General features: G+C 71.9%; 17 protein-coding genes. 9 read left to right on the plus strand and 8 right to left on the minus strand.

The genetic code is table 11. From position 1 onward, the window contains the following. Positions 1–130: 130 nt before the first annotated feature. The 4 genes from AC069T_RS01985 to AC069T_RS02000 all read right to left on the minus strand — a co-directional run bounded on the left by AC069T_RS01985 (position 131) and on the right by AC069T_RS02000 (position 4,340). A complete protein-coding gene (locus AC069T_RS01985; protein ID WP_478780844.1) occupies positions 131–1,711 on the minus strand; it encodes an MFS transporter in 1,581 nt (526 codons plus the stop codon). Between the two features lie 41 nt (positions 1,712–1,752). Continuing rightward, entirely contained in the window at positions 1,753–2,472 is a 720-nt protein-coding gene (locus AC069T_RS01990; RefSeq protein WP_478780845.1) for an HAD family hydrolase, read from the minus strand. Between the two features lie 102 nt (positions 2,473–2,574). After that, entirely contained in the window at positions 2,575–3,273 is a 699-nt protein-coding gene (locus AC069T_RS01995) for an HAD family phosphatase (RefSeq protein WP_478780846.1), read from the minus strand. Positions 3,274–3,347: 74 nt separating this feature from the next. Then, positions 3,348–4,340 carry an aldo/keto reductase gene (locus AC069T_RS02000; RefSeq protein WP_478780847.1) on the minus strand — a complete coding sequence of 331 codons (993 nt, stop codon included), beginning with the start codon at positions 4,338–4,340 and terminating at the stop codon, positions 3,348–3,350. Between the two features lie 290 nt (positions 4,341–4,630). On the opposite strand from AC069T_RS02000, the gene AC069T_RS02005 reads away from it, so the two are divergent. From AC069T_RS02005 to AC069T_RS02015, 3 genes are all read left to right on the plus strand, one after another. Continuing rightward, a complete protein-coding gene (locus tag AC069T_RS02005) occupies positions 4,631–5,641 on the plus strand; it encodes a beta-ketoacyl-ACP synthase III (protein WP_478780848.1) in 1,011 nt (336 codons plus the stop codon). 107 nt (positions 5,642–5,748) lie between these two features. Then, complete coding sequence (locus AC069T_RS02010; RefSeq protein ID WP_478780849.1) at positions 5,749–5,988, plus strand: acyl carrier protein; 240 nt, start codon at positions 5,749–5,751, stop codon at positions 5,986–5,988. Beyond that, positions 5,988–7,220 (plus strand): beta-ketoacyl-[acyl-carrier-protein] synthase family protein, encoded by a 1,233-nt coding sequence (locus AC069T_RS02015; protein ID WP_478780850.1) that lies wholly within the window; start codon positions 5,988–5,990, stop codon positions 7,218–7,220. Before AC069T_RS02010 ends, AC069T_RS02015 begins: the two co-directional genes overlap by 1 nt. A 187-nt stretch (positions 7,221–7,407) precedes the next feature. On the opposite strand, the gene AC069T_RS02020 is transcribed toward AC069T_RS02015, so the two are convergent. Further along, positions 7,408–8,070, minus strand: a complete 663-nt coding sequence (locus tag AC069T_RS02020; RefSeq protein ID WP_478780851.1) for a TetR/AcrR family transcriptional regulator — start codon at positions 8,068–8,070, stop codon at positions 7,408–7,410. Between the two features lie 141 nt (positions 8,071–8,211). Further along, positions 8,212–12,084, minus strand: a complete 3,873-nt coding sequence (locus AC069T_RS02025) for a type I polyketide synthase (RefSeq protein WP_478780852.1) — start codon at positions 12,082–12,084, stop codon at positions 8,212–8,214. Positions 12,085–12,365: 281 nt separating this feature from the next. Between AC069T_RS02025 and AC069T_RS02030 the strand changes: the two genes are divergently transcribed. The 4 genes from AC069T_RS02030 (at position 12,366) to AC069T_RS02045 (ending at position 18,016) form a co-directional block, all read left to right on the plus strand. After that, positions 12,366–13,181: an AfsR/SARP family transcriptional regulator gene (locus tag AC069T_RS02030; RefSeq protein ID WP_478780853.1), complete on the plus strand. Its 816-nt coding sequence runs from the start codon at positions 12,366–12,368 to the stop codon at positions 13,179–13,181. 906 nt (positions 13,182–14,087) lie between these two features. Further along, complete coding sequence (locus AC069T_RS02035) at positions 14,088–15,182, plus strand: baeRF3 domain-containing protein (protein ID WP_478780854.1); 1,095 nt, start codon at positions 14,088–14,090, stop codon at positions 15,180–15,182. A gap of 58 nt (positions 15,183–15,240) precedes the next feature. Then, the gene (locus AC069T_RS02040; RefSeq protein ID WP_478780855.1) at positions 15,241–16,254 is read left to right on the plus strand and encodes a Gfo/Idh/MocA family protein; all 1,014 of its coding nucleotides are present in this window, start codon (positions 15,241–15,243) and stop codon (positions 16,252–16,254) included. Positions 16,255–16,597: 343 nt separating this feature from the next. Next, positions 16,598–18,016, plus strand: coding sequence for a PP2C family protein-serine/threonine phosphatase (locus AC069T_RS02045; RefSeq protein ID WP_478780856.1), 1,419 nt, complete (start codon positions 16,598–16,600; stop codon positions 18,014–18,016). Between the two features lie 10 nt (positions 18,017–18,026). Here the strand turns inward: AC069T_RS02045 and AC069T_RS02050 are convergent, their stop codons facing one another. Beyond that, positions 18,027–19,526 carry a DNA-binding protein NsdB gene (locus tag AC069T_RS02050; RefSeq protein ID WP_478780857.1) on the minus strand — a complete coding sequence of 500 codons (1,500 nt, stop codon included), beginning with the start codon at positions 19,524–19,526 and terminating at the stop codon, positions 18,027–18,029. A gap of 233 nt (positions 19,527–19,759) precedes the next feature. On the opposite strand from AC069T_RS02050, the gene AC069T_RS02055 reads away from it, so the two are divergent. After that, complete coding sequence (locus AC069T_RS02055; RefSeq protein ID WP_478780858.1) at positions 19,760–20,902, plus strand: aminoglycoside phosphotransferase family protein; 1,143 nt, start codon at positions 19,760–19,762, stop codon at positions 20,900–20,902. A 263-nt stretch (positions 20,903–21,165) separates the two neighbouring features. Next, entirely contained in the window at positions 21,166–23,154 is a 1,989-nt protein-coding gene (locus AC069T_RS02060; protein WP_478780859.1) for an N-acetylmuramoyl-L-alanine amidase, read from the plus strand. A gap of 91 nt (positions 23,155–23,245) precedes the next feature. On the opposite strand, the gene AC069T_RS02065 is transcribed toward AC069T_RS02060, so the two are convergent. After that, positions 23,246–23,743, minus strand: coding sequence for a hypothetical protein (locus AC069T_RS02065; protein ID WP_358855085.1), 498 nt, complete (start codon positions 23,741–23,743; stop codon positions 23,246–23,248). Positions 23,744–23,858: the final 115 nt, after the last annotated feature.

Below are 23,858 nucleotides of genomic sequence, written 5' to 3' on the forward strand. Positions count from 1 at the left end.
TGGGGGGGGTCGTTTTCGTGGGAGGGAGGCTGGGTGGGGGTGGGCGGCCGGCGCGGGACAAATTGTTGGTTGCCCCCTCCGCGAAAACGGATCTCCCCACAGCCGTTCTGCGCCTGGTTCACATCCGGGCCTACGCCTCCTGGCCCGCCCCGGTGCCGTCCAGGTCCCGGTCCCGGACCATGGTGAAGATGGCCACCGCTCCGGCGAACGCCACGCAGGCGAGCACCACATAGACCACGTCCCAGCCGTGCTGCAGCCCCTGCACCGCCCGGTCGGCCAGGGCGCCGCCACCCGCGGAGCGCGCGGAATCCAGCCGGCCCTGCACCACGTCGTCGGCCAGCGCGCCGCTGTCGCGCACACCGGCGGAGGACAGCTGCCGGCGCGTGGAGGTGAGCAGCAGCCCTGCCACACACGCCACACCGATGGTCTCCCCGGCGACCCGGAGCGTGTTGAACATGCCGGACGCCATACCGCTGCGCTCGGGCGGCACCACGCTCACCGCGGCGTTGTCCATGACACCGAAGGCCAGGCCGATCCCGACGCCGGCGAGCAGCAGGGTGGCGTACATACCGGTACGCGAGGACACCGGGTCGGTGAACGTCATCAGGAGCAGCGCGACGGCCAGGACGGCGGGGCCGACGGCGAGCAGCAGCCGTACCGAGAGCCACCGCACCAGCACACCGGAGAACAGCGGCAGCACGAACACCGGCAGTGTGAGCGGCAGCAGCATGGCCCCGGACACGGTCGAGTTGGCGCCGCCCACGCCCTGGAAGTACGGCGGCAGGTACACGAGAAGGGCCGCGAAGGCGAAGACGATGCTCACCGGCTGCCAGATGATCGCCACGAACGTGGGGCGGCGCAGCAGGCTCAGATCGAACATCGGCTCGCGGCTGCGCAGTTCCACCAGCACGAACGCGGCGAGGAACAGCGCTGCGCCCGCGAACGCACCCAGCGTCGCCACGCCGGACCAGCCCTGCGAGGGGCCCTCGACGAATCCGAGGGCCAGGAGCAGCAGGGCGACCGTGAAGGTCAGCACGCCTGGCAGGTCGATCCGCCGGGCGTCGGGGTTGCGCGACTCGGGCAGCGGCCGGGCCAGGACCAGCACGACCGCGCCGAGCAGCACGTTGACGAGGAACACCGCGTGCCAGGACGCCGCTCCCACGAGCAGCCCGGAGACGAAGGGCCCCATGGCGAGACCGAAGCCGATCGCGGCGCCGAAGATGCCGAAGGCCCTGGCGCGGGCGGGGCCGTGGAAGGCGTGGGCGAGCAGCGCCGACCCGCTGGTCAGCACGGCTGCCGCGCCCACACCCTGGGCGAAGCGGGCCACGTCCACGAGCAGGATGGTCGGCGCCGTGCCGGCGACGAGTGAGGCCAGCGCGAACACCGTCGTACCACCGAGGAAGAGCCGGCGGCGGCCGAAGAGGTCCGCGGCGGAACCGGCGGCGAGCATGAAGGCCGTGAAGGCGACGTTGTAGGCGTTGAGCACCCACTGGGTGGACGCCGCGGACGCTTTGAGGTCACCGGACATCTCGGCGAGTGCCACCCCGGGGCCGGTCACCGAGATCGGCAGCATCACCGCTGCCAGGGCGATGGCGACCAGCACCCGGGTGGGACCGACCGAGGGGCCGTCCGCGGCGGCGGAAGGCGGGGCCTTGGTGCCGGGGACGGCACCGCGGGCGTGCAGGTCCTCTTGGGCAGATGAGTTGGACATCCGTACGTCTCAATCCGTGTGTCTGATCCGGGCGTTGCTGGTCAGGACGCGAGGGTGTGCGGCCGTGCGGGGGACTCGTCGGACGGCGGCCGCATGGCGGTGAGTACGCGGCCTAGCTCGGCGAAGCACGTGACCTGGGCGTCGATGAAGCGGGTGAAGGGGGTGACGTCCTCCTCGGTGAAGACCTCGCCCCGCATCAGGACCGTACGCAGCCCGGCGATCTTCGCGGCGCGCAGTGCGAGCGGGGAGTCGTCGACGAGCAGCCACCGCGAGGGGTCCTGCTCCCCGTCGGCGGCGAGCAGCGACACATACGTGTCGGGGTCGGCCTTCGAGGCGTGCGCCAGCGGTACGAAGTCCTCGTCCCGGAACAGCCCGTCGAGGAGCGAGCGGCGTTCGGTGGCACGGTCCATGGTGGAGAACACCCGCAGCCGGACCCCGAGAGCCCTCTGCTGTACGCAGAACGCCTCGGCGCCGTGGCCGAGGGTCATGCGCTCGGGGCCCAGTGACGTCAGCGCCCGCAGGGCAGCGATCTCGTCGCTCAGGTGCTGCTCGATGCCCAGGCCGGCGAAGAGCACCCGCAGGCTGTCCCGCTGCGGGAACGTGGAGATCGCCTTGAACTGCGAGGCCGTCGCCTCGAACGGCAGCGGGGCATGGCGGTTGATGCCTTCGTGCAGGGCGCGCAGCAGCAGACTAGACGCGTTGAGGCTCAGCACTCCGTCGAAGTCGAGCAGCACCGTCTGCGGGGAGTCGGCGAGTTCCAAGACGTAACTCCTGGCGTTGACATGGTGACATGGCAGTTGGTGTGGGGAGCGCGGAGGGCCGGCCCCAGGCGGGGGGCGGATGGGGCCGGTCCTCCGCGCGGCTCAGTCGCGCCAGACGGTATGTGCGGCGGCCTCGGCGTCGAGGGTGCGCAGCAGGTCCTCGTCTATGGCGGTCAGCGAGTCCACCAGGTGCCTCACACCCGCCTCACGCATCAGCTGGGGCTGGAAGCTGTGCTCGAAGGAGCTCGGGTGACCGATGAACGGCACGCCGAGGGCCTTCGAGACCTCCGCGACCCGGGCCACGTCGTCGATGAAGAGGACCTGGTCGAAGTCGTAGCCGAACACCTCGGTGGTGATCTCGCGGACACCCGGGCGGAAGTCGTTGGTGCAGACGTAGCCGGGCTCGTCGAAGAGGTGGGCATGCTCGCCGAGGAAGTGGTCGAAGTGGCTCTTGTCGAGGCCGCCGTAGCTGACGGTCTGCAGGCCGAGCCCACGCAGCCGATGCAACAGGTCGATCGCGCCCTCGAGCAGCTCGACGGGGTGGTCGACGGTGTACTCCGCGCGCTCCTTGAAGTAGACGTCGATCGCTTCCTGTGCGGTCCACGGCACGCGTGCCGCGTTCGCCATGCCCTGGCCGCCGACCAGCTGGGGCTGGGAGAAGATGCTGCGCTCGACCTCCGCGGTGTAGGTGCCGCCGCGGCTGACGATGAAGTTGTGGATGACCGGGCTGAAGGTGTCGTTGAGCAGTACGCCGTCGATGTTGACAGCGGCGAGCTTCAGTTGCTTGAGCTTTTCTGCCATGGGAGTCCTAGGTCGGTGCGGGAGCGCGTGCCGCGCTCGTGGAAACGTGGGTAAAGGGGGGTGGTGCGGCCGGTTCAGTGCCCGACGGTCGCCATGCCCGCCGGGTCGTAGCGGTCCCCGGAGACGGCGGTCCTGGGCACGGCGGCCGCCACGGCGGCGAGTTGCTCGTCGGTGAGCCTGATGTCGGCGGCCGCGGCGTTCTCGTGCAGGTACTTCACCCGCCGGGTGCCGGGGATCGGCACGATGTCCGTGCCCTGCGCGAGCAGCCAGGCGAGCGCCAGCTGCACGGGTGTGCAGTCGAATCGGGACGCGAGTTCGCGCAGCCGTTCCACCATCGCCAGGTTCCGGGCCAGATGCTCGCCCTGGAAGCGGGGGTGCGAGTGCCGGAAGTCCGTGTCGTGCAGGTCCTCGGGCCGGGTGATGGTGCCGGTGAGGAAGCCCCGCCCGATCGGCGAGTACGCCACCAGCGCGGTGCCGAGCTCACGGGCGGCCGGCAGGATCTCGTCCTCCACGTCCCGGGTCCACAGCGAGTACTCGGTCTGCAGCGCGGCGATGGGGTGCACGGCGTGTGCCCTGCGCAGCGTCCGCGCTGTCACCTCGGACAGGCCCAGGTGCCGCACCTTCCCGGCCCCGACCAGCTCGGCCATGGCGCCGACGGTCTCCTCGATGGGTACGTCGGGGTCCTTGCGGTGCAGGTAGTAGAGGTCGACGTGGTCGACGCCCAGGCGCTGCAGGGAGGCGTCGATGGCCTGCCTGCAGTACTCGGGGCTGGAGTCGACCTTGCGGCCCTGCCGCGGATCGCTGTCGTCCCGCCGCATCCCGAACTTGGTCGCGAGGACCACCTCGTCACGGCGGCCCGCGATGGCCCGGCCCACCAGCTGCTCGTTGTGGCCCTTGCCGTACATGTCGGCGGTGTCGAGGAAGGTGACACCGCGGTCGATGGCCGCCTGGAGAGTCGTGAGGCTCTGCGCCTCGTCGGTCGGCCCGTAGAACTCCGACATCCCCATGCAGCCGAGGCCGATACCGCTCACGGTCGGGCCGTCGCTGCCCAGTTTGCGTTGCTGCACTGCTCTCCCTCGTACACCGTCGTTGCCCGGGGGGACACCCCCTGGGCTGGTTCCATCGTCGGCGGGCGCACTCCCACACCGCTCATGCCGGGCTCACGGTGGACGTGAGCGGCGCGTTGGCTGCTCGTGAGCAAGATCGAAGCCGCTGGTGCCAGCGTGGGGTTCCCGGTGGACGACAAGGTCACCGGACGGACCCGGTATCAGCGCAGTCAGCCCAGGAGGAACGACGCAGTGACGGCCAACGACCGCACGAGAAGCACCCTGCGAAGGCGTCGGCCCGGGAGCACGGGATGAGCGCAGCCGATCGCGCGGCGGTGGTGGCGGGCCTGGGATCCTGGCTCCCGCCGACCGCGGTCAGCAACGACGATCTGGCCCAGTACCTCGACACCTCGGACGAGTGGATCAGGAGTCGGACGGGCATCGCCCGTCGCCATGTCATCGCCCCGGGCGAGGCGACCAGCGACCTCGCGGTCGAGGCCGGCCGCAGGGCCCTGAAGTCCGCGGGCAGCGACACGGCCGACGTGGTGGTGGTCGCCACCAGCACCCCCGACCGCCCCTGCCCGGCCACCGCGCCCGAGGTCGCCAGCCGGATCGGGCTCACCGGCACCGCGGCGTTCGACGTCTCCGCGGTGTGCACGGGTTTCGTCTACGCGCTGGGCGTGAGCGCCGGACTCATCGCGTCGGGCGCCGCCGAGACGGCCCTGGTCATCGGCGCGGACACCTTCTCCACCATCCTCAACCCCACGGACCGCACCACCAGGGCGATCTTCGGGGACGGTGCCGGAGCGGTGTTCCTGCGCGCCGGCCCGGCGACGGAGCGGGGCGCCCTGAGCGGACTGCACCTGGGAAGCGACGGCACCCGCCGTGATCTCATCGAAGTCCCGGCGGGTGGTTCACGGCAGCGCTCCACCGGGCTGCCGGCCGACGTGGCGGACACCTACTTCACGATGGAGGGCCGGGCGGTCTTCGCCGAGGCCGTACGGAACATGTCGACGTCGGTGCGTACCACCGCCGAGCAGCTGGGCTGGGGGGCCGACGACATCGACAAGGTCGTCCTGCACCAGGCCAACGCCCGGATTCTCGCGGCGATCGCGGAACGCGTGGACGTGCCCCTCGACCGTTTCCCCAGCAACATCGAGCGGGTCGGCAACACCGTCGCCGCGTCCATCCCCCTCGTCCTCGCCGACGCCACGGCGAGCGGTGAACTCCGGCCGGGCCACCGCGTCGTACTCGGCGCGTTCGGGGGCGGACTCACCTGGGGCTCGGTGGGACTGATCTGGCCGGACGTCACGGCGCACTGACGCCCACTCCGGACAGCGCGGACGCCAAGTCCCGGCCTTTGCAACCGCTTCGCAGACAACACGACTCACCGTGCACACCGCACGGTTCAACTCTTCAGGAGAACACCATGCAGAACATCACCGAGCGGGTTTCCACGCTGCTTTCGGACCAGTTCAAGGTCAAGCGGGAGAGCATCGAACCGGAGGTGACCCTCGGGAAGCTGTCCTTCGACTCGCTGGTCCTGATCGAGCTGGGCCTCGTCCTGGACAAGGAGTTCGACGTGGAGATAGCCGACGGCGAGCTCACCGAGCACCACACCATCAGTGACGTCGTGGAGCTGCTCGAGGCCAAGCGGGTGGCGGCCTGATGGCGCCGGGCCGTGCGGACGCCCTGGCCGTCACCGGCCTCGGCCTGGTCACACCGGCCGGAATCGGCGTCGAGGAGAACTGGCAGCGGGTGCTGTCGGGACGTTCCTGCGCCACCCGGGACGAGACGCTGAGCGGCAGGCCGACCGACTTCTCCTGCCGCGTACCGGGATTCGACCCGGGAGAACTGCTCGGCGGCTTCGCCTCCTGGCAGCTGGAGCGGTTCGTGCAACTCGCCCTTGTCGCCTCCCGCATGGCCGTCGCCGACGCCGCCCTCGACCCGCTGACCTGGGACGGCACCCGGGTCGGAGTCGTCCTCGGCAACTCACTCGGCGGCGCGGCCACCTTCGAGGAACAGCACGACACGCTCCGCGACAGCGGACCCGCGAAGGTGTCACCGCTCCTGGTGACGAAGTACATGCCCAACATGGCGGCGGGCTACGTGGCGATCGACTGCGGCGCCCGCGGCCCCAGCCTGGTGACGGCCACCGCGTGTGCCTCCGGTGCGACGGCCGTCGGCACGGCACGCGACCTGCTGCGGACGGGTGTCTGCGACATCGTCCTGGCAGGCGCGAGTGAATCCGCGCTCACCCCGACGGTGCTGGCGGGCCTGGCGAAGATGGGGGCCCTGTCCAGGCACCGGGAAGCACCCGAGCACGCCAGCCGCCCCTTCGACGCCGAACGCGACGGGTTCGTCGCCGCCGAGGCCGCGGGGGTTCTCGTCCTGGAACGGGAGGCGGACGCGCGGGCCAGAGGCGCACACATTCGTGCGCTGGTGCGCGGCTACGCGGCGTCGTCCGACGCCCACCACGCCACGGCCCCGCACCCGGAGGGGCGGGGCATCGAGCAGGCCCTGCGCGCCGCCCTGGCGGACGCCGGGGTCGGCACGTCCGAGGTCGACCACGTGAACGCCCATGGCACGGCGACCCCGATGAACGACCTGATCGAGGGTCAGATGCTGAGCCGGGTGCTGGGCGGCCGGCCGGCGGTGACCTCGACCAAGGGGGTCACCGGGCACACCCTGGCGGCCGCCGGCGCCATCGAGGCCGCCTACGCGGTGCTCGCCGTCGAGCGCGGCGTGGTCCCGCCCACCGCCAACCTCAAGAACCCGGACCCGGCCGTCGACCTGGACGTGGTCGCCGGCGAGGCCCGCACCGGCCGTATCGACACGGCGGTCAGCACGTCGCTGGGGTTCGGCGGCCACAACGCCGCACTCGTCCTGACCGCGGCGTAAAACCCCTGGGGACCGGCCTCGGGGCAGGAGGCCGAGGGCCGGTCTCGCACACCAACACGGTCCGCGCCGGGCCGGGAGCCGCGCTCCCGGCCCGGCGCGGCGCACGTCGGCCGTCCCGTAGAGCGCCGCCGGCACCGTAGGTCTCCCCCGACCCTGCATTTCCTGCGGGCGACGGAGACTTGGGCGTTTACCGGCTCTCGGCGGTGGCAGCCGGTGCCGGTGTTCCACGCCCGTCGCTCTGCGCATAGGACAGGATGCCGGTCAGGACGATCCTGAGGATCTCGCGCAGCTCCATGTGCAGCGGCCGCTGCCCCGCGGCGTTCCGCGACCAGCGGTAGAGCAGACCGAGGTAGGCGTCCCGCAGCACGTTCCCGACGCGCAGCGGGTCGATGTCGAGGGGGACCTCGCCGCGCTGTCTTCCGCGGTCGATGATGTCCGCGAAGATCTTTCCCGCGTACGGCTCCTCGAGGAGCGGACGCCCCGCCCGGACCCACGCCTTGAGCATGGTCTGGGTGACGTCGCGCTCCGTCTCGTTGAACTCCGCGAGGGTGGCCATGCAGCGCTCCAGGTGCACGGTCACGTCGTCGTGCTCGGACTGCGTCTTCTGCATGCAGGCCTCGAGGCGGCGCGTGCGCGACTCGGCCCAGGCGGTGACCAGGTCTTCCTTGCGCTGGAAGTAGTTGAAGAAGGTCCCGCGGGCCACGTCGGCGCGCTCGGCGATCTGGTCGATCGTCGTACGGTCGTACCCCTGTTCCACGAAGAGGGCCAGGGCCGACGAGTACAAGCTGTCCCTGACGCGCTGCTTGCTGCGCTCCCGGCGTCCGAGGGGGCGGGCCGATTCAGTGCTCATGAGTCCTCATTACTCCTCGTCGCGCTGCCCCCGGTGATCAAAATCTTTATACCACAGTACATCTATGGTTCGGAGTAGAAGTTTGGCCCGGGTGGGCCGCCCGGCAGGACTGCCGGACGGCCCGCCTGCACCCGCCGTCCGTCAGTGACCGAGGCCGGCTAACTCCTCGGCGATGTGCCCGGCCGGCTCCGGGCCGAGCAGACGCTGCACGGTCATGTCGACGCCGAGGTTCCGCTGGAGCCGCACCCGCAGCTCGGCGGCAAGCAGCGAGTCGAGCCCGAGCGAGCGCAGCGGCCTGCGCCGGTCGATCCGGGACACCGAGGTGCCGAGCACCGTGGCCATCTGCCTCAGTACGTCGTCGGCCTTGGCCGACACCGCTCCCGGCGCCGTGCTCTCCGGCTCGGGCTCGGGATTGGGCGCCACGGCGACCGCCACCGGCACGGCGGCGCTCCTCGGGCCGGGCGCCGAAGCCGTGGGCGCCCCGCGGTCCGGTGCCCGGAGCAGCCGGATGCCACGGAACTCCACGAGGAGGCGTCCGTCCGCCGAGCGCAGCGTCAGGTCGCAGCGGGCGCCGTCGCCGTCCGCGGCCTGCGTGAACGCGGCCAGGCACCAGTGCTCCCGGCGCAGCCCGTCCGTGTCGGCGACCCGGACGCGCTCGAAAGACACGGGTGTGTATGTACGCGCCGCGCCCTCGCCCGGCGCATGCGGCCACGCGGCGATCATCGCGAGGAGACCGGCCTCCAGGGCGGCAGCCCCCGCTTCCGGAGACGGCGCCATCCGCGCCACCGCTTCGCCGTCCCGGCGCCACAGACGGGCGACGGTGCTCAGCGCGGGGTCGACGCTGTAACCGCGGGCCGCGGCACGCCGGTAGAACTCCGCGCCCGGCACGTACTCCGTGCACCGGGTCAGGCCCGCGTCGAGGAACTGTTCACCCTGCCCCACCAGGTCGTCCTCATCCGTGCCGTGCACCCGCACTCTGCCCGCCAGGCACACCGCGCCGTCCCAGGGGTCCTGCGCGGTGCCTTTGGCAGTCACCGTGCACATCAGGACGCCCGGTTCGGGAGAGGCGGTGAGCGTCACCGTCAGAGCGGCGTCGCGTACCCGGTCCAACGGCAGCGGCGCGCCGCCGAGTTCGACGTCCTCAAGGGCGATGCCGGCCGCCCCCGACAGGCGGTGCGCCGCGGCGCGCACCGCCTCGAAATACACCACGGGCGGGACCGGCGAGACACCTCCCACCCGCACGCCCGCCCCCAAGTCGTCGAGACCCAGGTCGCGCAGGGCGATCTCCTGGCTGTGCCCGCGCGGCGCCACCGCGGGAGCGACCGGTGCGGGCTCGCGCCTGAACTGCTCCTCGTCCCACGCGTACAGCGGCAGCGGAACCATCGGCGCGACCCCCTGGAACCAGCGGCTCCACTCGACCCGGCCGCCGAGCGCGAAGACCTTGCCCAGGGCCCGTGGGATGAGTTCGTGCTCGTCCTGCCGTCGCACCAGGGTCGCCACGGCCGTCTGCGCGGCGCCCTGTTCCGCCAGTACGGCGCTCAGCGGCTGGACGAGCAGGGGGTGCGGGCTGACCTCGACGAAGACGGTGTCCTGCTTGGCGACGGCCTGAACGGCCTCGACGAAGCGGACCCGTCCGCGCAGGTTGTCCATCCAGTACGCCGCGTCCAGCTCCGTTCCCCGCAGGGTCGCACACCGGGCGGTGGAGAACATCCCGATCGCGGCCGGTCCTGGGGCCAGGTCCGCCAGGCCCGCGAGCAGATCCTCGCGCAGGCTGTCCATCACGGGCGAGTGGGAGGCCACATTGACCTTCACCGGACGACAGAACACCCCTTGCGCGTCGAGGTACTCGGTGATCTGCCGCAGGGCGTCGGGGTCACCGGCGAGGACGGTGGCACGCGGGGCGTTCTCCGCCGCGACGCACACCAGGTCGCGGTGGCCCGCCACCACCTCGGCGGCCTCCTCCGCCGAGAGGTCGACGGCGAGCATGGCCCCTTGCCCGGACAGCCGCTGCATCAGGGTGCTGCGCCGGCAGATGACCGCGGCCGCCTCGCGCAGCGACAGCGCCCCGCACACGTATGCGGCAGCCGCCTCGCCCATACTGTGCCCCAGACACAGGTCTGGCGTGATCCCCCTTTCCGCGAGATACGCCGCGAGCGACACCTCCATGGCCCACAGCAGCGGCTGCACCACGGCGACGTCACCCGGCAGGTCCTGGTCGGAGGTGGCGAGCAACTCGAGGACCGACCAGCCGAGTTCCTCCCGGACCGCCGCGTCGCACTCCGTCATGGTGCGGCGGAACGCCGTGTCGTCGGCGAGCAGACCGCGTCCCATGCCGAGCCACTGCGAGCCCTGGCCGGGAAAGACGAAGGCGATCCGTCGGTCTGGGCCGAAGCAGGCCTCGCCGAAGCCGCCTTGCGGGGTCTCCTGCCCTTCGGCCAGCACGCGCAGCGCATCGGCGAGTTCGTCATGGGTGCGGCCCACCGCCCACAGCCGGTAGGGGTGGTGGTCCCGGCGCGTGGCCGCGGCGTGGCACAGGGCCCGCAGCGGGACCGCGCGCCCTGGCCCCGCGGGCGACAGGTGGTCCGCGTAGCGCCTGGCGAGGCGGCGCAGCGCCGGCTCGGTGCGGGCGCTGAGCACCAGCAGCTCGGGGCCGTCCCCGGCGGACGGGACGGGCGGTTCGGGCGCGGGGCCGGGAGCGTACTCACCGACGATCACATGGGCGTTGACGCCGGAGAGCCCGAAGGAGCTGACCCCGAGCAGGGCGTTGGGGCCGGCGGGTTCCAGCGGGGTGTTCCGGGAGACGCACTCGACGGGGAAGTCCGCGTCGGCCAGCAGGGGATGCGGCGTGCGGTGGTGCAGGGACGCGGGGATGGTCCGGTGCCGGGCCACGAGTACCGCCTTGATCAGCCCGGCGATACCGGCCGCGGCCTCGGCGTGGCCGATGTTGCTCTTGACCGTCCCTACACGCAGCCTGCGCGCCGTGGCCCCGCCCTCAGGACCGTCCTCCCGCAAAGCCTGTGCGAGGGAGCGCAGTTCGACCTCGTCACCGACCCGGGTCCCGGTGCCGTGCGCCTCCACGTAGTCCAGCTGCGCCGGCGTGATGCCCGCGCTGCGGCAGGCGGTACGGACCATGGCGACCTGGCCGGACACGGCGGGCTGCAGCAGCAGGCCACTGCCCCGGCCGTCGTTGGTGACCGCGCTGCCCCGCAGGACCGCCAGGACCGGGTCCCCGTCCCGCACCGCGTCCGGCAGCCGCTTGAGCAGCACGGCCCCGACGCCCTCGCTGCGCACGAAGCCGTCGGCGGAGCTGTCGCCGAACTTGCACCGGCCCTCCGGGGAGAGCATGGCGCCCTGCGAGTAGATGACGGAGTCGGACACGGAGAGCACGGCGTTGACCCCGGCAGCGACGGCGAGGTCGCACTCCCCCGTCAGCAGGCTCTGCCGGGCGAGATGCACGGCCACGAGCGACGAGGAGCATGCCGTGTCCACGGTCAGGCTCGGCCCGTGCAGGTCGAGGGCGTACGAGATCCTTCCGGAGGTCATCGCCCGCAACTGGCTGCCCACCATGCCGTGGACGTCCTTGATGGCGTTGGCGCCGGCCACGTCCGCATACTCCGCCGTGGCCTGTCCGACGAAGACTCCGGAGCGGCTCCCGGCGAGTGCGGAGGGGACGATGCCCGCGCTCTCCAGCGACTCCCACACGACCTTGAGCAGGACGCGCTGCTGCGGGTCCATGTCCAGCGCCTCACGCGGGGCGATGCCGAAGAACCCCGCGTCGAAGCCGTAGAGGTCGTCGATGAAACCCCCGTGCCGGGAAACGGTCCTGCCCGGTTCGCCCGGGTGCGGTGCGTAGTGCGGGCGCGGGTCGAACCTGTCCGCGGGGATGGGCGTGACGGCGTCGACGTTCCCCTCCAGCAGGCGCCAGTACGCGTCGACGCCGCTCGCCCCCGGGAACCTGCACCCCATACCGACGATCGCGATGTCGGGTACGCCGGGTATGCCGCCTTGCTGCATGAGACCCCTCTGCTTCGATGCCGATACAAAGTTACATACGAGGTCAACTTTGCCTCGCAGTCCTGCGTGCACGCATCGTATCCAGAGTCGATCTTGAGAAGAGTCCTGCCTGCTCACAGCAGGTGAACTCACCGGGAACCAGGAGTGACATCCACCACTTCCCGATCGACTCAGAATGCATTAATGAACCACAGTTCATTAATGTACTGCTATACATATGGGTGGCCGGGTCCATGGAAAGACCTCAGGACGACGACCCGGGCACGAGAAGAGGAGTCGGGATGATCGCCAAGGTGCTAGGGCCGCTGCAGGTCACGCTCAACGGCACGTCGGTGGTCCCGACTGCCCTCAAGGCCAGGAAGCTGTTGGCGGTACTGATCCTCAACCGGGGGCGGGTCGTCCAGCGCGCCACCATCGAGCGTGAACTCTGGGGCGACGACGCACCGATGAGTGCCTCCACCGGCATCCAGAACTGCATCATGCAGATCCGCAAGAGCCTCGGCTGCGCCGGAGGCCGCGGCCCGTACCGGGCCCTGCCCAAGGAGACGCTGATCACGGAGCCCACCGGGTACCGGCTCGAGGTCCCGGGTGAGCAGTTCGACATCTCCTGCTACCGCGCGCTCGTCGCCACCGCCGCCGAAGCCCAGGAGCAGGGTGACCTCACGCAGGCCTCGGCGCAGCTCAACAACGCCCTGAGCCTGTGGCGGGACGCCCCTCTGTCCGACATCCCGGTCGGTGCCGTGCTGCAGTCCCATGTGCTGCGTCTGGCCGAGGACCGCAAGTCGGTCCTCAGTCAGCGTCTCGCCCTCGACCTGAAGCTGCGGCGGTACTCCGAAGTCCTGGGTGAACTCCGTGCGTTGACGGCGCTCCACCCCTACGACGAGGTGCTGCACGAGTACCTGATGCTGGCGCTGTACCTGTCGGGCCGCCGCAATGACGCGCTCGCCGCCTACCAGGACGTACGCAACGCCCTGGCGGCCGGCACGGGTCTCGAACCGGCACCGCGCCTGCAGAGCCTGCAACGCCGCATCCTGAACGCCGACGACACCCTGGAGCTGGGCTTCGTGGGCAGGCCCGCCGAGCTGGCCCGGCGCTGAGGCGGGGCCGTTTCGCCAGGCGCCTGCCCACGAGCGGATCGTCCTCCCCGGCCGGCCCGGTCAGCGGCACCGCGAGCCACAGCGGCTCCATCCACGGCAACAGACCCTGGATGGGCGCCAGATCATGCGCCACAATCCGGCGATCCGCGCGCCGCGGCAACCCGGCTCGCGGATTCGCGCGGCCATTCGGGAGAGAAGAGCCCAGGATTTCGTCCGGCTTTCGCGCGCCTTTCACGCCGGACGACGAAAATACAGAACCAACTCACGCCCGATTCAAACGCTCCCGGACAAGTACGCCCGAGCGGACGTGAGTTGAAAGCACGTCACTACCGGCACCGGCCGAGCCCCGCGGGCGGGCAGCGCACCCCTCGCGGCGCCCGCCGACCAGCCTCACCGGAGTTGCGCACCGCTGCCCGGCGCAGGCGGCATGCGGCTGCCGACCGGTCCGGCCGACGCCCGCCCCGCCCTCGTCCTCATCCCGCCCCGCGGCCACGGGGCCGCGGCGTCTTCCTGCCGGTCGCCGGCGACCTGGTGCGCGCGCTGCCGGGTCTGCACGTCCGGGCCGTCGACCACCGCCGGCAGGAGCAGGCCGGAGCTGGCCGACCTCGACGGGTTCGGCGGATACGGCGGATACGGCGGGTACGCCGGGTACGGGGGGTGCGGCGGGTTCGGCTGCGACGCCAACCGCATCAACCCCGACCCCGGCTGCCGCCTCCTCCCCGCACTCGCAGAGCGCCACCGCCGCGGACCGGGCGGCCCGCTCCCCCGGGCGCCCCCACCGGGACGCCCCCACCGTCCGCCCCAGAGGGAGGCCGCCCGCAACCCGCCGCGCGGGGACCGGAGCACCGGCGCCCGGCCCGTTCCGCCCCAAATGCCCGACCGGTGAATCGGTCCTATCGTGCAGGTATGGAGCATGCTCTCAGTCCCGCGACCCTCGCCGAGCTGCGCCGGCCCCGGCCCTACCCGGCCGTGTCCGTGCTGACGCCGACCCACCGCCGCAAACCCGACAACGCCCAGGACGCCGTCAGGCTGCGCAATGTGGTCGCCGAGGCGAAGAAGCGGCTGGAGGCCGATCCCGCCGTCACCCGAGAACGTCGTACGGACGTCGTCGAACAGCTCGACCAGGCCCTCGCCGAGGTCGACCTCGCGCACGCGGAGGACGGCCTGGCGATCTTCGCGGCCCCCGGCGAGCACCAGGTCTGGACGCTGGCCCGGGCGGTGCCGGAGCGGGTGGTGGTCTCGGACACCTTCCTGACCCGCAATCTCGTGGCCGCTCAGGCCTCCGAGCGGCCGTTCTGGGTGCTGTCGGTCTCCGCCGACCGGATCACGCTCTGGAACGGCGGCCCCGAACGCGTCGTCGAGAGTAACGCCGGCGGCTTCCCGATGACCCGCAGCCTGGACGACCCCGATCCGGAACGGCAGGAACGGGTCGGCGACCTGCCAAGCACCTTCCGCGACGAGCAGGCCCGGCACTTCCTGCGCGACGCGGACACCGCCGTGAGCGCGCTCCTGCGCGAGCATCCGCGCACGCTGTACGTCACCGGGGAGACCGCCGCGCTGTCCCTCGTCGACGAGATCGGCACCGTCACCAGGAACGCCGAACATCTCGCCCACGGCGGCCTCGCCCACGCCTCCCCCGACGCCGTGTGGCAGGCGGTCCGCCCCCTCGTCGCCGCCCACGACCGGAAGGTCGCCGACGGCGTGGCCGCGGAACTCGAGAACGCCCGCGGACGGAAGGACTTCGCCGCCGGCCTCGACGAACTGTGGCGCAGCGCGACCGAGGGCCGGGTGCGGATGCTGGCCGTCGAGGAGAACTACCGCGCCACGGTGCGTGACGACGGCGACCATCTCGTCCCGGCCGACAGCGGCGATCTCGACGCCCGCGACGATATCGTCGACGAGATCGTCGAGCAGTGTCTGGAGACCGGCGCCGAGGTGCGCTTCCTCACCGACGGCGCGCTCGCCGACAGCGAACGGATCGCCGGGGTGCTGCGCTACTGACGTACGGCCGACAATCCGACCGAAGGATCGGGTCGTCGGTGTGAGGGGTGCGGAGCACATGAGTGGACTACTGGGTGTGGCGGTCCTGGGTGCGGGCCACATGGGAGCCGACCACATACGGCGGCTCGACCGTGTGGTGAGCGGCGCCCGGGTCGCCGCGGTGGCGGACCCGGAGACCGGGCGGGCCAAGGACGCGGTGGCGGGCATCGACGGCGTCTTCGTGCACGCGGACGTCACCGCCGCGCTCGACGCGCCCGGCGTCGAGGCGGTACTGATCGCGTCGCCCGGCCCCGCGCACGAGGAGGCGCTGCTCGCGGCCTTCGAACGCGGACTGCCGGTGCTGTGCGAGAAGCCGCTGACGCCGGAGCCGGCCGGGGCGCTGCGGGTGGTGGAGGCCGAGGCGCGGCTCGGCCGGCGGCTCGCGCAGGTCGGTTTCATGCGCCGCTACGACGCCGAGTACCGGCGCCTCAAGTCCCTGCTGGACAGCGGGCGGCTGGGGCGGCCGCTGATGCTGCACTGCACCCACCGCAACGTCGCGTCGCCGCCCGGTTTCACCACCGCGATGCTGATCGACAGCTCCGTCTCGCACGAGATCGACGCGGCGCGCTGGCTGCTGGGGCAGGAGCTCACGGCCGTGACCGTGCTGCGGCCGCGGTCGTCCTCGCACGCTCCCGGCGGGCTCGCCGACCCGCAGTTCGTCCTGTTCGAGACCTCGTGTGGGGCGCTGGTGGACGTGGAGATCTTCGTCAACTGCGGCTTCGGCTACCAGGTGCGGTGCGAAGCGGTCTGCGAGGCCGGCAGCGCGCGGATCGGCGACGACCACACGATGGTCGTGACCGGCGCGGGCGGTGCGTACGAGGATGTGGCGCAGGACTATCTCGTGCGGTTCGCCGGCGCCTACGACCGTGAGGTCCAGGCCTGGGTGGACGCCGTCCGGAAGGGCCGGGTGGCCGGCCCCAGCGCCTGGGACGGCTACGCGGCGGCGGCCGTCGCCGAGGCGGGCGTCCGCGCGCAGGAGTGCGGCACCCGGGTGGCCGTCGATCTGGCCCCGCGTCCCGGTCTCTACGGCTGACGGGGCACCGTGGAGGGCCTGCGCCGTGGCGGTCCTGGAACGCCGACCCGGGGGGCGTGGCCCGCCCGGACGCTCTCGCACAGATGACTCTCGAACAGGCGATGGAGCGAGGTGTTCACGCACCTCACGCGACCGTCAAGTCGCGTAAGCTGCCTACGACTTGGGTCCAGAGAGTGGTACGTCATCAGGTGCAGGGGCAGCGGCCGGGAGGACGGCGGCATATGCCTGCTGCACGACCGCACCGCGTGTTGCCAAATCCCTTACAGGGCGTCGCGCGCTGTGCGACAGTCGTGATGGTCCTGCCGTCGCCCGTGGTCGTACCGTCCCCCCATCGGAGTGCGTCATGCCCCCCCATCTCTCTGCGGACAGCCCCGCCGCCCAGCCGCCTCCGAGCGGCACGGTCGACGCGCTCATCTCGCAGACGCGGCGGCTGCGCGGGGAGATGGACGCCGTCCGGCGTGACGCACCCGTCGACGGCACCGATCCCCAGGTCCGCTGGCAGCGTGCCCTGTGCGACCTGGCGATGCACCAACTGAACGATCTCGACGAGCACTTGGCGCAGCTGCGCGACGGGCCGCCACCCGTCCCCGCCGAGCCGCAGGCCACCCCGGCCCCGCCCACCGCGCCGCGGCGCGGTTCCCTGCTCAGCCGGGTGGGCAGCGCCGAATGGAATCTGCTGACGGACGAGGCGAGCTGGTCCGGAGAGCTCTACCAGATCCTCGGCCGCGACCCCGAGGCTCCCCCGCTCACTCTCGACGAACTCCCGGCCCTCGTGCACGACGAGGACCGGTCGATGCTGACGTCGATGGTGACCGACTGCCTCATCGACGCGAAACCCATCGACGGGGAGTTCCGCATCCGGCGCACCGACGGCGCTGTGCGGACCGTGCACATGATGGGCGAGCCCGTGCTCCACACCGACGGGAGCACCGCCTCGATGTGGGCCGTGCTGCGGGACGTCAGCGAGCTGCGCAGAAGCCAGCGCACGGTGAGCGACACCCGTGACTCGCTGCAGCGCCAGCGGCACTTCGCCCAGACCGAGCGCCGACTCGCGGCCGAACTGCAGGAGGCGGTGCTGCCGCCGTGGCGCGGCTGCCTGCGGCTGCCGAACCAGGGACCCGAGACGCTCGACCTCGCCGCACGGCATCTGCCGTCCACGAGAACCCTGATCGGCGGCGACTGGTACGACGCCCTCGAACTGCCCGGCGGCGAGAGCCTGTTGAGCGTCGGCGACCTCACGGGACACGGAGTAGCCGCGGCCTCGGGCACGGCAACCCTGCTCGGCGCCCTGCGCGGCATGGCGATGGCCGGTACCCGGCCCGGGCAACTCCTGTCCTGGCTCAGCCAGTTACTGGACGTCACCGTCCAGCCCGCACTCGGCAGCGCGGTCTGCTGCCGCTACCGGCCCGAGACCCGCACCCTGACGTGGGCGCAGGCAGGACACCCCGCCCCGCTGCTGTTCCGCAACGGAACGGGGTGCGTCCTCACGGCACCCGACGGCGTGCTGCTCGGTGCGACCCCGGGCGCCGTCTACGGGCAGGCCGAGGAGACCCTCGAAGAGGGCGACCTGCTGCTCCTGCACACCGACGGACTGGTACCGGGACACAGCGGAACGGCCGCCGTGCGAAGACTGCTCGACCTGGCCCCGCGCCTGTGCGGAGCCCGTACGGCCCAGGACTGCCTCCGGGCGATCGTCGAGGAGTGCGGCGAGGCCGAACGCGAGGACGACGCCTGCGTGCTCGTCGCCAGAGTGGTGTCCTGACCCCGGCGGGTCACGCCCGGGAGCTGTTGCCTCCCCGCGGCTTCAAGGTGCCCTTGGGCATGGACAGTTTGATCTCCTCACGCAGGTCGTGGATCTTCGGGTAGCTGGAGTACTGCCCGGTGAGCCGGTACATCTCGCGCAGCCGGTCCCAGGTGCGCTGGGAGGAGTTGGCCCCCATCGACGTCAGAGCCAGCCGTGCGTAGCGGTCGGCCTGCTCCGGGTCGTCCGCGATGAAGCAGGCGGACGCCAGGGAGATGTGGTCGAAGATCTTCGAGCGCTCGCGGCCCGTCCCGCGCAGTTCGAGCGCCTCCTTCGCGTGCCGCTGCGCGGTGGTGGCGGCGGCGGGCTCGTGCTCCGCGAGGGTGCGGTAGGCGAGGGCCTGCATCCCGTGCATGTCCGCCTCGTCGAACATCTGCATCCAGCTCGGGGGCGGCACGTCACCGCGGTCGGAGACGAAGAGGTCCTCCGCCTCGCCGAGGGTGCGCCGCATGGCCTGGCCCTTGCCCATCGAGGCCTGCGCCCAGGCCTCGATGGTGTAGAGCATGGCCTGGGTGCGCGGCAGCACCTCGTCGCCCGACCCGGACTTGGCGAGCTTCATGAGGTCGAGTGCGTCGTCGGGGCGGCCCAGGTGCACCATCTGGCGGGCCGCCCGGGAGAGCGCCTCGCCGGCCCGGGGCCGGTCGCCGCCCTCGCGGGCCGCGTGGGCGGCGATGATGAAGTACTTCTGCGCCGTGGGCTCCAGGCCGACGTCGTGCGACATCCAGCCCGCGAGGACGGCGAGGTTGGCGGCGACGCCCCACAGGCGCCGCTGCAGATGGTCGGGGTGCCGGTAGGAGAGCATGCCTCCCACTTCGTTGAGCTGGCCCACCACGGCCTTGCGCTGCAGCCCGCCGCCGCGGGCCGCGTCCCAGGCCCGGAACACCTCGACCGAGCGCTCCAGTTCCTCGATCTCCTGGGACCCGATGGGGGCGGCCTCGTAGCGGTCGTACCCGGCGGGGTCGGCGTGCAGGGGGTGGTCGAGTTCCGGTGCGTCGGCGGAGAGGGCCGGATCGGTGTGCAGCCAGTCATGCATGGCACTGCTGAGTGCGGATCCCGCGGCGAGCGCGGCACCCGCGCCCACCAAGCCGCGTCGGTTGAGCATGAGGTCCATTCCCGTGAATTCGGTGAGGACCGCGGCCGTTCGGTCGGGCGCCCACGGCACTCCGTCGGGACCTTCCACGCTCCCGTCGCCCTGCCGTTTCCCTGCGCGCCCGTGCCGGACCAGGCCAAGGTCCTCGATGGTCACGACACGGCCGAGTCGCTCGGTGAACAGCGCCGCCAGCACCCGCGGTACCGGATCGCGCGGGATCTCTCCCATGTCGATCCAACGCCGCACCCGTGAGGTGTCGGTCGCCAGTTGGGGGTGGCCCATGGCCGCCGCCTGCCGGTTGACCAGCCTCGCGAGTTCGCCCTTGGACCAGCCGGCCAGGCCGAACAGGTCCGACAGGCGGGTGTTGGGTTGTCCGTTCACGTCAAGCCCCCAGGTTCTCGGCTGAAATCGACAGTAACCGCCTGTCAGTTGCTGAGCGACTATTCGCCAGGGTTCGCCAGGGTGCGCCAGATGGTGTGCCAGTGACCCCCGGGTGTCAGGTAGGAACGCGCCACCCCGACCCGGTTGCCGCTGGGGCACTCCCCAGGGTGCACCAGGGCCGCCGGGCGGGCAGCGCGGCAATTCGCAGGCACACGAAGGGATCTGTTTCGCCCATGTACACAGCATCGTCCTCCGTGTCCGCTCCGCCCCGGTCGCTTCACTCCCGCCCGGCGGGCAGCGGCCCCTACCTCGACCCGGCGCGCCAGGCGGCGGCTCCCGTGCTCGGCGCCGGCCGGACGCGGCGCGCACCGGGGCTCGGCCCCCAACCGCTCAGCGGACGACTCGACCTGTCCGGTCCCCAGGGCGCGCAGCTGCGCACGGCGATCGCGTCGGTGCACCGGATCTGTCCGGAGTTCGCGCCGGTGCAGGTGCTGCGCCGCAGCGGGCGTTCCGTGCTCCTGGTCGGTACGACCGGTCGCAGCACCGCCGTCGCCAAGTGCTTACTGGACCACTCCCCGATCTGGACGGAGCGGTTCCAGCACGAAATAGCTGCTTACCGCTCGTTCGTCCGGCACCGGCCGCCGGTCCGGGTGCCCCGGCTGATCGCGGCGGACCCGGACAACTGCACGCTGGTCGTCGAGCGGATGCCCGGACGGGTCGCCGCGCTCCAGCGGCACCCGGTCGAGACCCCGCCCCGCGCGGACATCCGGGCGGCGCTGAGTGCGATCTGCCGGCTGAACGCGTGGCGGCCGCCGGCGGGCACCTTCCATGCCCCGCTGGACTACGCGGAGCGGATCTCCCGCTTCCATGAGCTGGGTCTGCTCACCGACCGGGACATGGGGGACCTGCAGAAGCTCCTGCACGGCATCGCGCACTCCACGGGACGCCACGGCATGGGCCAGTTCTGCCACGGCGACGCCCTCCTGTCGAACATCCTGCTCTCGCCGGCCGGTCCGGTGCTGGTGGACTGGGAGCACGCGGGCTGGTATCTGCCGGGGTACGACCTGGCGACGCTGTGGGCGGTCCTCGGTGACGCTCCCATGGCCCGGCGGCAGATCAGCCAGTTCGCCCAGTCGGCGGGGCCCGCGGCGCGCGATGCCTTCCTGGTCAACCTGATGCTGGTGCTGACCCGCGAGATCCGCACCTACGAGACGGCCGTGCAGCGTTCGATGCACGACACGACCCCGGCGGCACCGGGACCGGCCCATTCGGGTGCTGCGCCGTCCGGCGAGGAACAGCGGCTGCTGCTGAGGCGGCTGCACGACGACTGCCAGATGGCCCGCAAGGCCGTTCGAGCGGCGGTCGGCACTCGCTGACGGGGATGGCGGTCCGCGGTGCGCCCGGGACATCGGCGCACCGCGGGCCTTCGTCATGTCCGGGGCCGTGTGCGCGGGCCAGTGGTCCATTCCACTGACGCCCCGCAGGCCGCCCCACCGCCGCCACGAAACCCCCTCGACCGCCGCTGACATGGGAAATGCCGTCCTCCTGGGCATGATTGACGGATCGTCGGGGAGCGGGTACCACTGACGCACGTCGGGCCCGCCCCACCCACCGCGCCCGACCGTCCCAGGAGGCCGCTTTGCGAGGAACCGCCACCGACCCCAACGCCCCTGGCGTATCAGGACGCGCGCGCAGGACGGCGGTCGCGGTCGCCTCGGCCGCCCTGCTGCTGCCCCTGCTCGGCGCCGCCCCGTCCGGCACCCCGGCAACACCTGCGTCCTCCGGGAGCCTGCGGAGCGCCTTCGCCGCCGCGGCGGCCGAGTACCGGGTGCCGCAGAGCGTGCTGCTCGGCGTCTCCTACCTCCAGTCCCGCTGGGACACGCACGACGGAGCACCGAGCGTCTCGGGCGGCTACGGCCCGATGCACCTCACGGATGCCCGCACCGCGCTCGCCGAGACCGCGCGGCGGCACCACTCCGAAGGCACGGAGGACGCCCGCGGCGACAGTTCGCGTGCGCCCCTGCTGCCCGACACGAGGGTGCCCGCGAGCACCGAACTGCCCGCCCGCCTCAAGACACTGGCCAAGGCGTCCGAGCTGACCGGCCTCCCGGCCGAGCGGCTCCGTTCCGACGCGGCCGCCAACGTGGCGGGCGGCGCCGCGCTGCTCGCCGCCGCCCAGCGGCAGCTGGGTGAGCCGCTGAGCGCGGACCCGGCCGACTGGTACGGCGCGGTGGCCCGCTTCTCGGCCGCGGACGACACCGCGACGGCCGCGGCCTACGCCGACGACGTGTACGACGTCATCCACGAGGGCGCGCGGCGCACCACCGACACCGGGGAGAGCGTGACGCTGGCCGCCGACCCGGCGCTGCGGCCCGACACTGCACAGTTGCGGGCCGCCGGCCTGCGCACCGTCTCCGCGGACGGCACGGAATGCCCGTCGACGGTGTCCTGCGAGTGGATCCCCGCGCCGTACGAGGAGTTCGGCGACGGCGACTACGGCAATCACGATCTGGGGGACCGGCCGGCGTCCCAGCGCATCGAGTACATCGTCGTCCACGACACGGAAGGCGCCTGGGACGGCGTCCTCACCATGGTCCAGGACCCCACCTACGTGTCCTGGAACTACACGCTGCGCTCGACCGACGGTCACATCGCCCAGCACGTGAAGGCCGAGGACGTCGCCTGGCACGCGGGCAACTGGTTCGTGAACGCCAAGTCGATCGGCCTGGAGCACGAGGGGTTCCTCGCCTCGCCGGACGCCTGGTACACGGAGGCGATGTACCGCGCGTCGGCGCGGCTGGTGACGTATCTCGCCAGGAAGTACGACATCCCGCTGGACCGCCAGCACATCCTCGGGCACGACAACGTGCCCGGTCCCACGGCGTCGACCGTCCCCGGCATGCACACGGACCCCGGCCCCTACTGGGACTGGCAGCACTACTTCGCGCTGATGGGCCGGCCCTTCCACCGCACGGCCAAGGCCGATGCCGGGCTGGTGACCGTGCTGCCGAAGTACGACAGGCACCAGCCGGTGTACACGGGCTGCGTCACGAAGGGCGAGCCCTGCGCGGCCCACGGCTCCAGCGAGGTACGCCTCCACAGCCTGCCGGACGAGACCTCGCCGCTGATCAAGGACATCGGTCTGCGTCCCGGTGGAGGCGACTCGACGACCGACGTGAACGACATCGGCTCACGGGTCTCCACCGGCCAGCGGTACGCGGTGGCCGGCCGTGACGGTGACTGGACGGCGATCTGGTACCTGGGGCAGAAGGCCTGGTTCAAGAACCCGAGGAAGCAGCCCACGGCGGTTCCCGCCTCGGGCCGGGTGGCCACGCCCAGGGCCGGGCTCACGGAGGTTCCCGTCTACGGGCGCGCGTACCCGGAGAAGGAGGCCTATCCGGCGGGCGTGCCCGTCCAGGCCGTCTCCCCGCTGCCGTACAGGCTCCTCGCGGGCCAGCGCTACGCGGTCGGCGGCAGGGTGGCCGGGGAGTACTTCTACGCGCCGACCTTCGACACGGCCCCGCACCGGGTCGTCATCGGCAAGGACATGTACTACGAGATCCAGTTCGGCCACCGGGTGGCGTTCGTCCGGGCGGCGGACGTGGAGGTGGTGGGCTCGGCGTCGTAGTGGCACCGTGCGCGAGTGGGGCCGGGACCGCGTCGGCGCGGTGCCGGCCCCACTCGCGGGTGCCGATGGTGGGAGACTGCCCTGCGGGGGCTCAGCCCTGCTGGAAGAGTTCCGCGGGGAGGGGCTTCAGCAGCGCGTACAGGTCGTCGGTGATGGGCCGGTCCCAGGCGGCGATGGTCACCAGGACCTTGTCGCTGCGGTCGAACTGGACGCAGGAGATGCGGCTCTCGGAGAGCTTGAGGCGGCGCACGATCAGCAGGTTGTCCCCCTGCATCACCGGCATGTCCTCGGTCCCGACGACCGTGACCTCCTCCTCGTTCTCCAGCGCGAGGAGCAGCTGGGCGACCTCGAAGGGGACCTCGTCCTCGGCGATGTCACGGGCCGGGGAGCCCTCCGGCAGATTGCCGATGATCATCGCGGGGCCGCGCCCGCCGAACAGGTCGTAGCGCAGGAAGACGCCCTGGCAGCTGCCGTCGGGGGCGGGAAGCAGGCCCGCGCCGAGATTGCCCGGCCAGTCGCCCGGGTCCATGGCCAGAACATCGAAGTCGGGCCCGGCGGGTGTGGCGCTGCGGCGGCGGAGGAAGGACATGCCGCCATGGTACGTGCCCGGGCGGGTGCCGGGCCCTGCGGGCGCCGGCACCGGGCGTCCCTGGCGCTCCCCGGATCGGCGGCGTCCTGTGCCGCCCGCCTGTCACCGCGTGCAG

The organism is Streptomyces sp. NPDC043867, assembly GCF_056435845.1.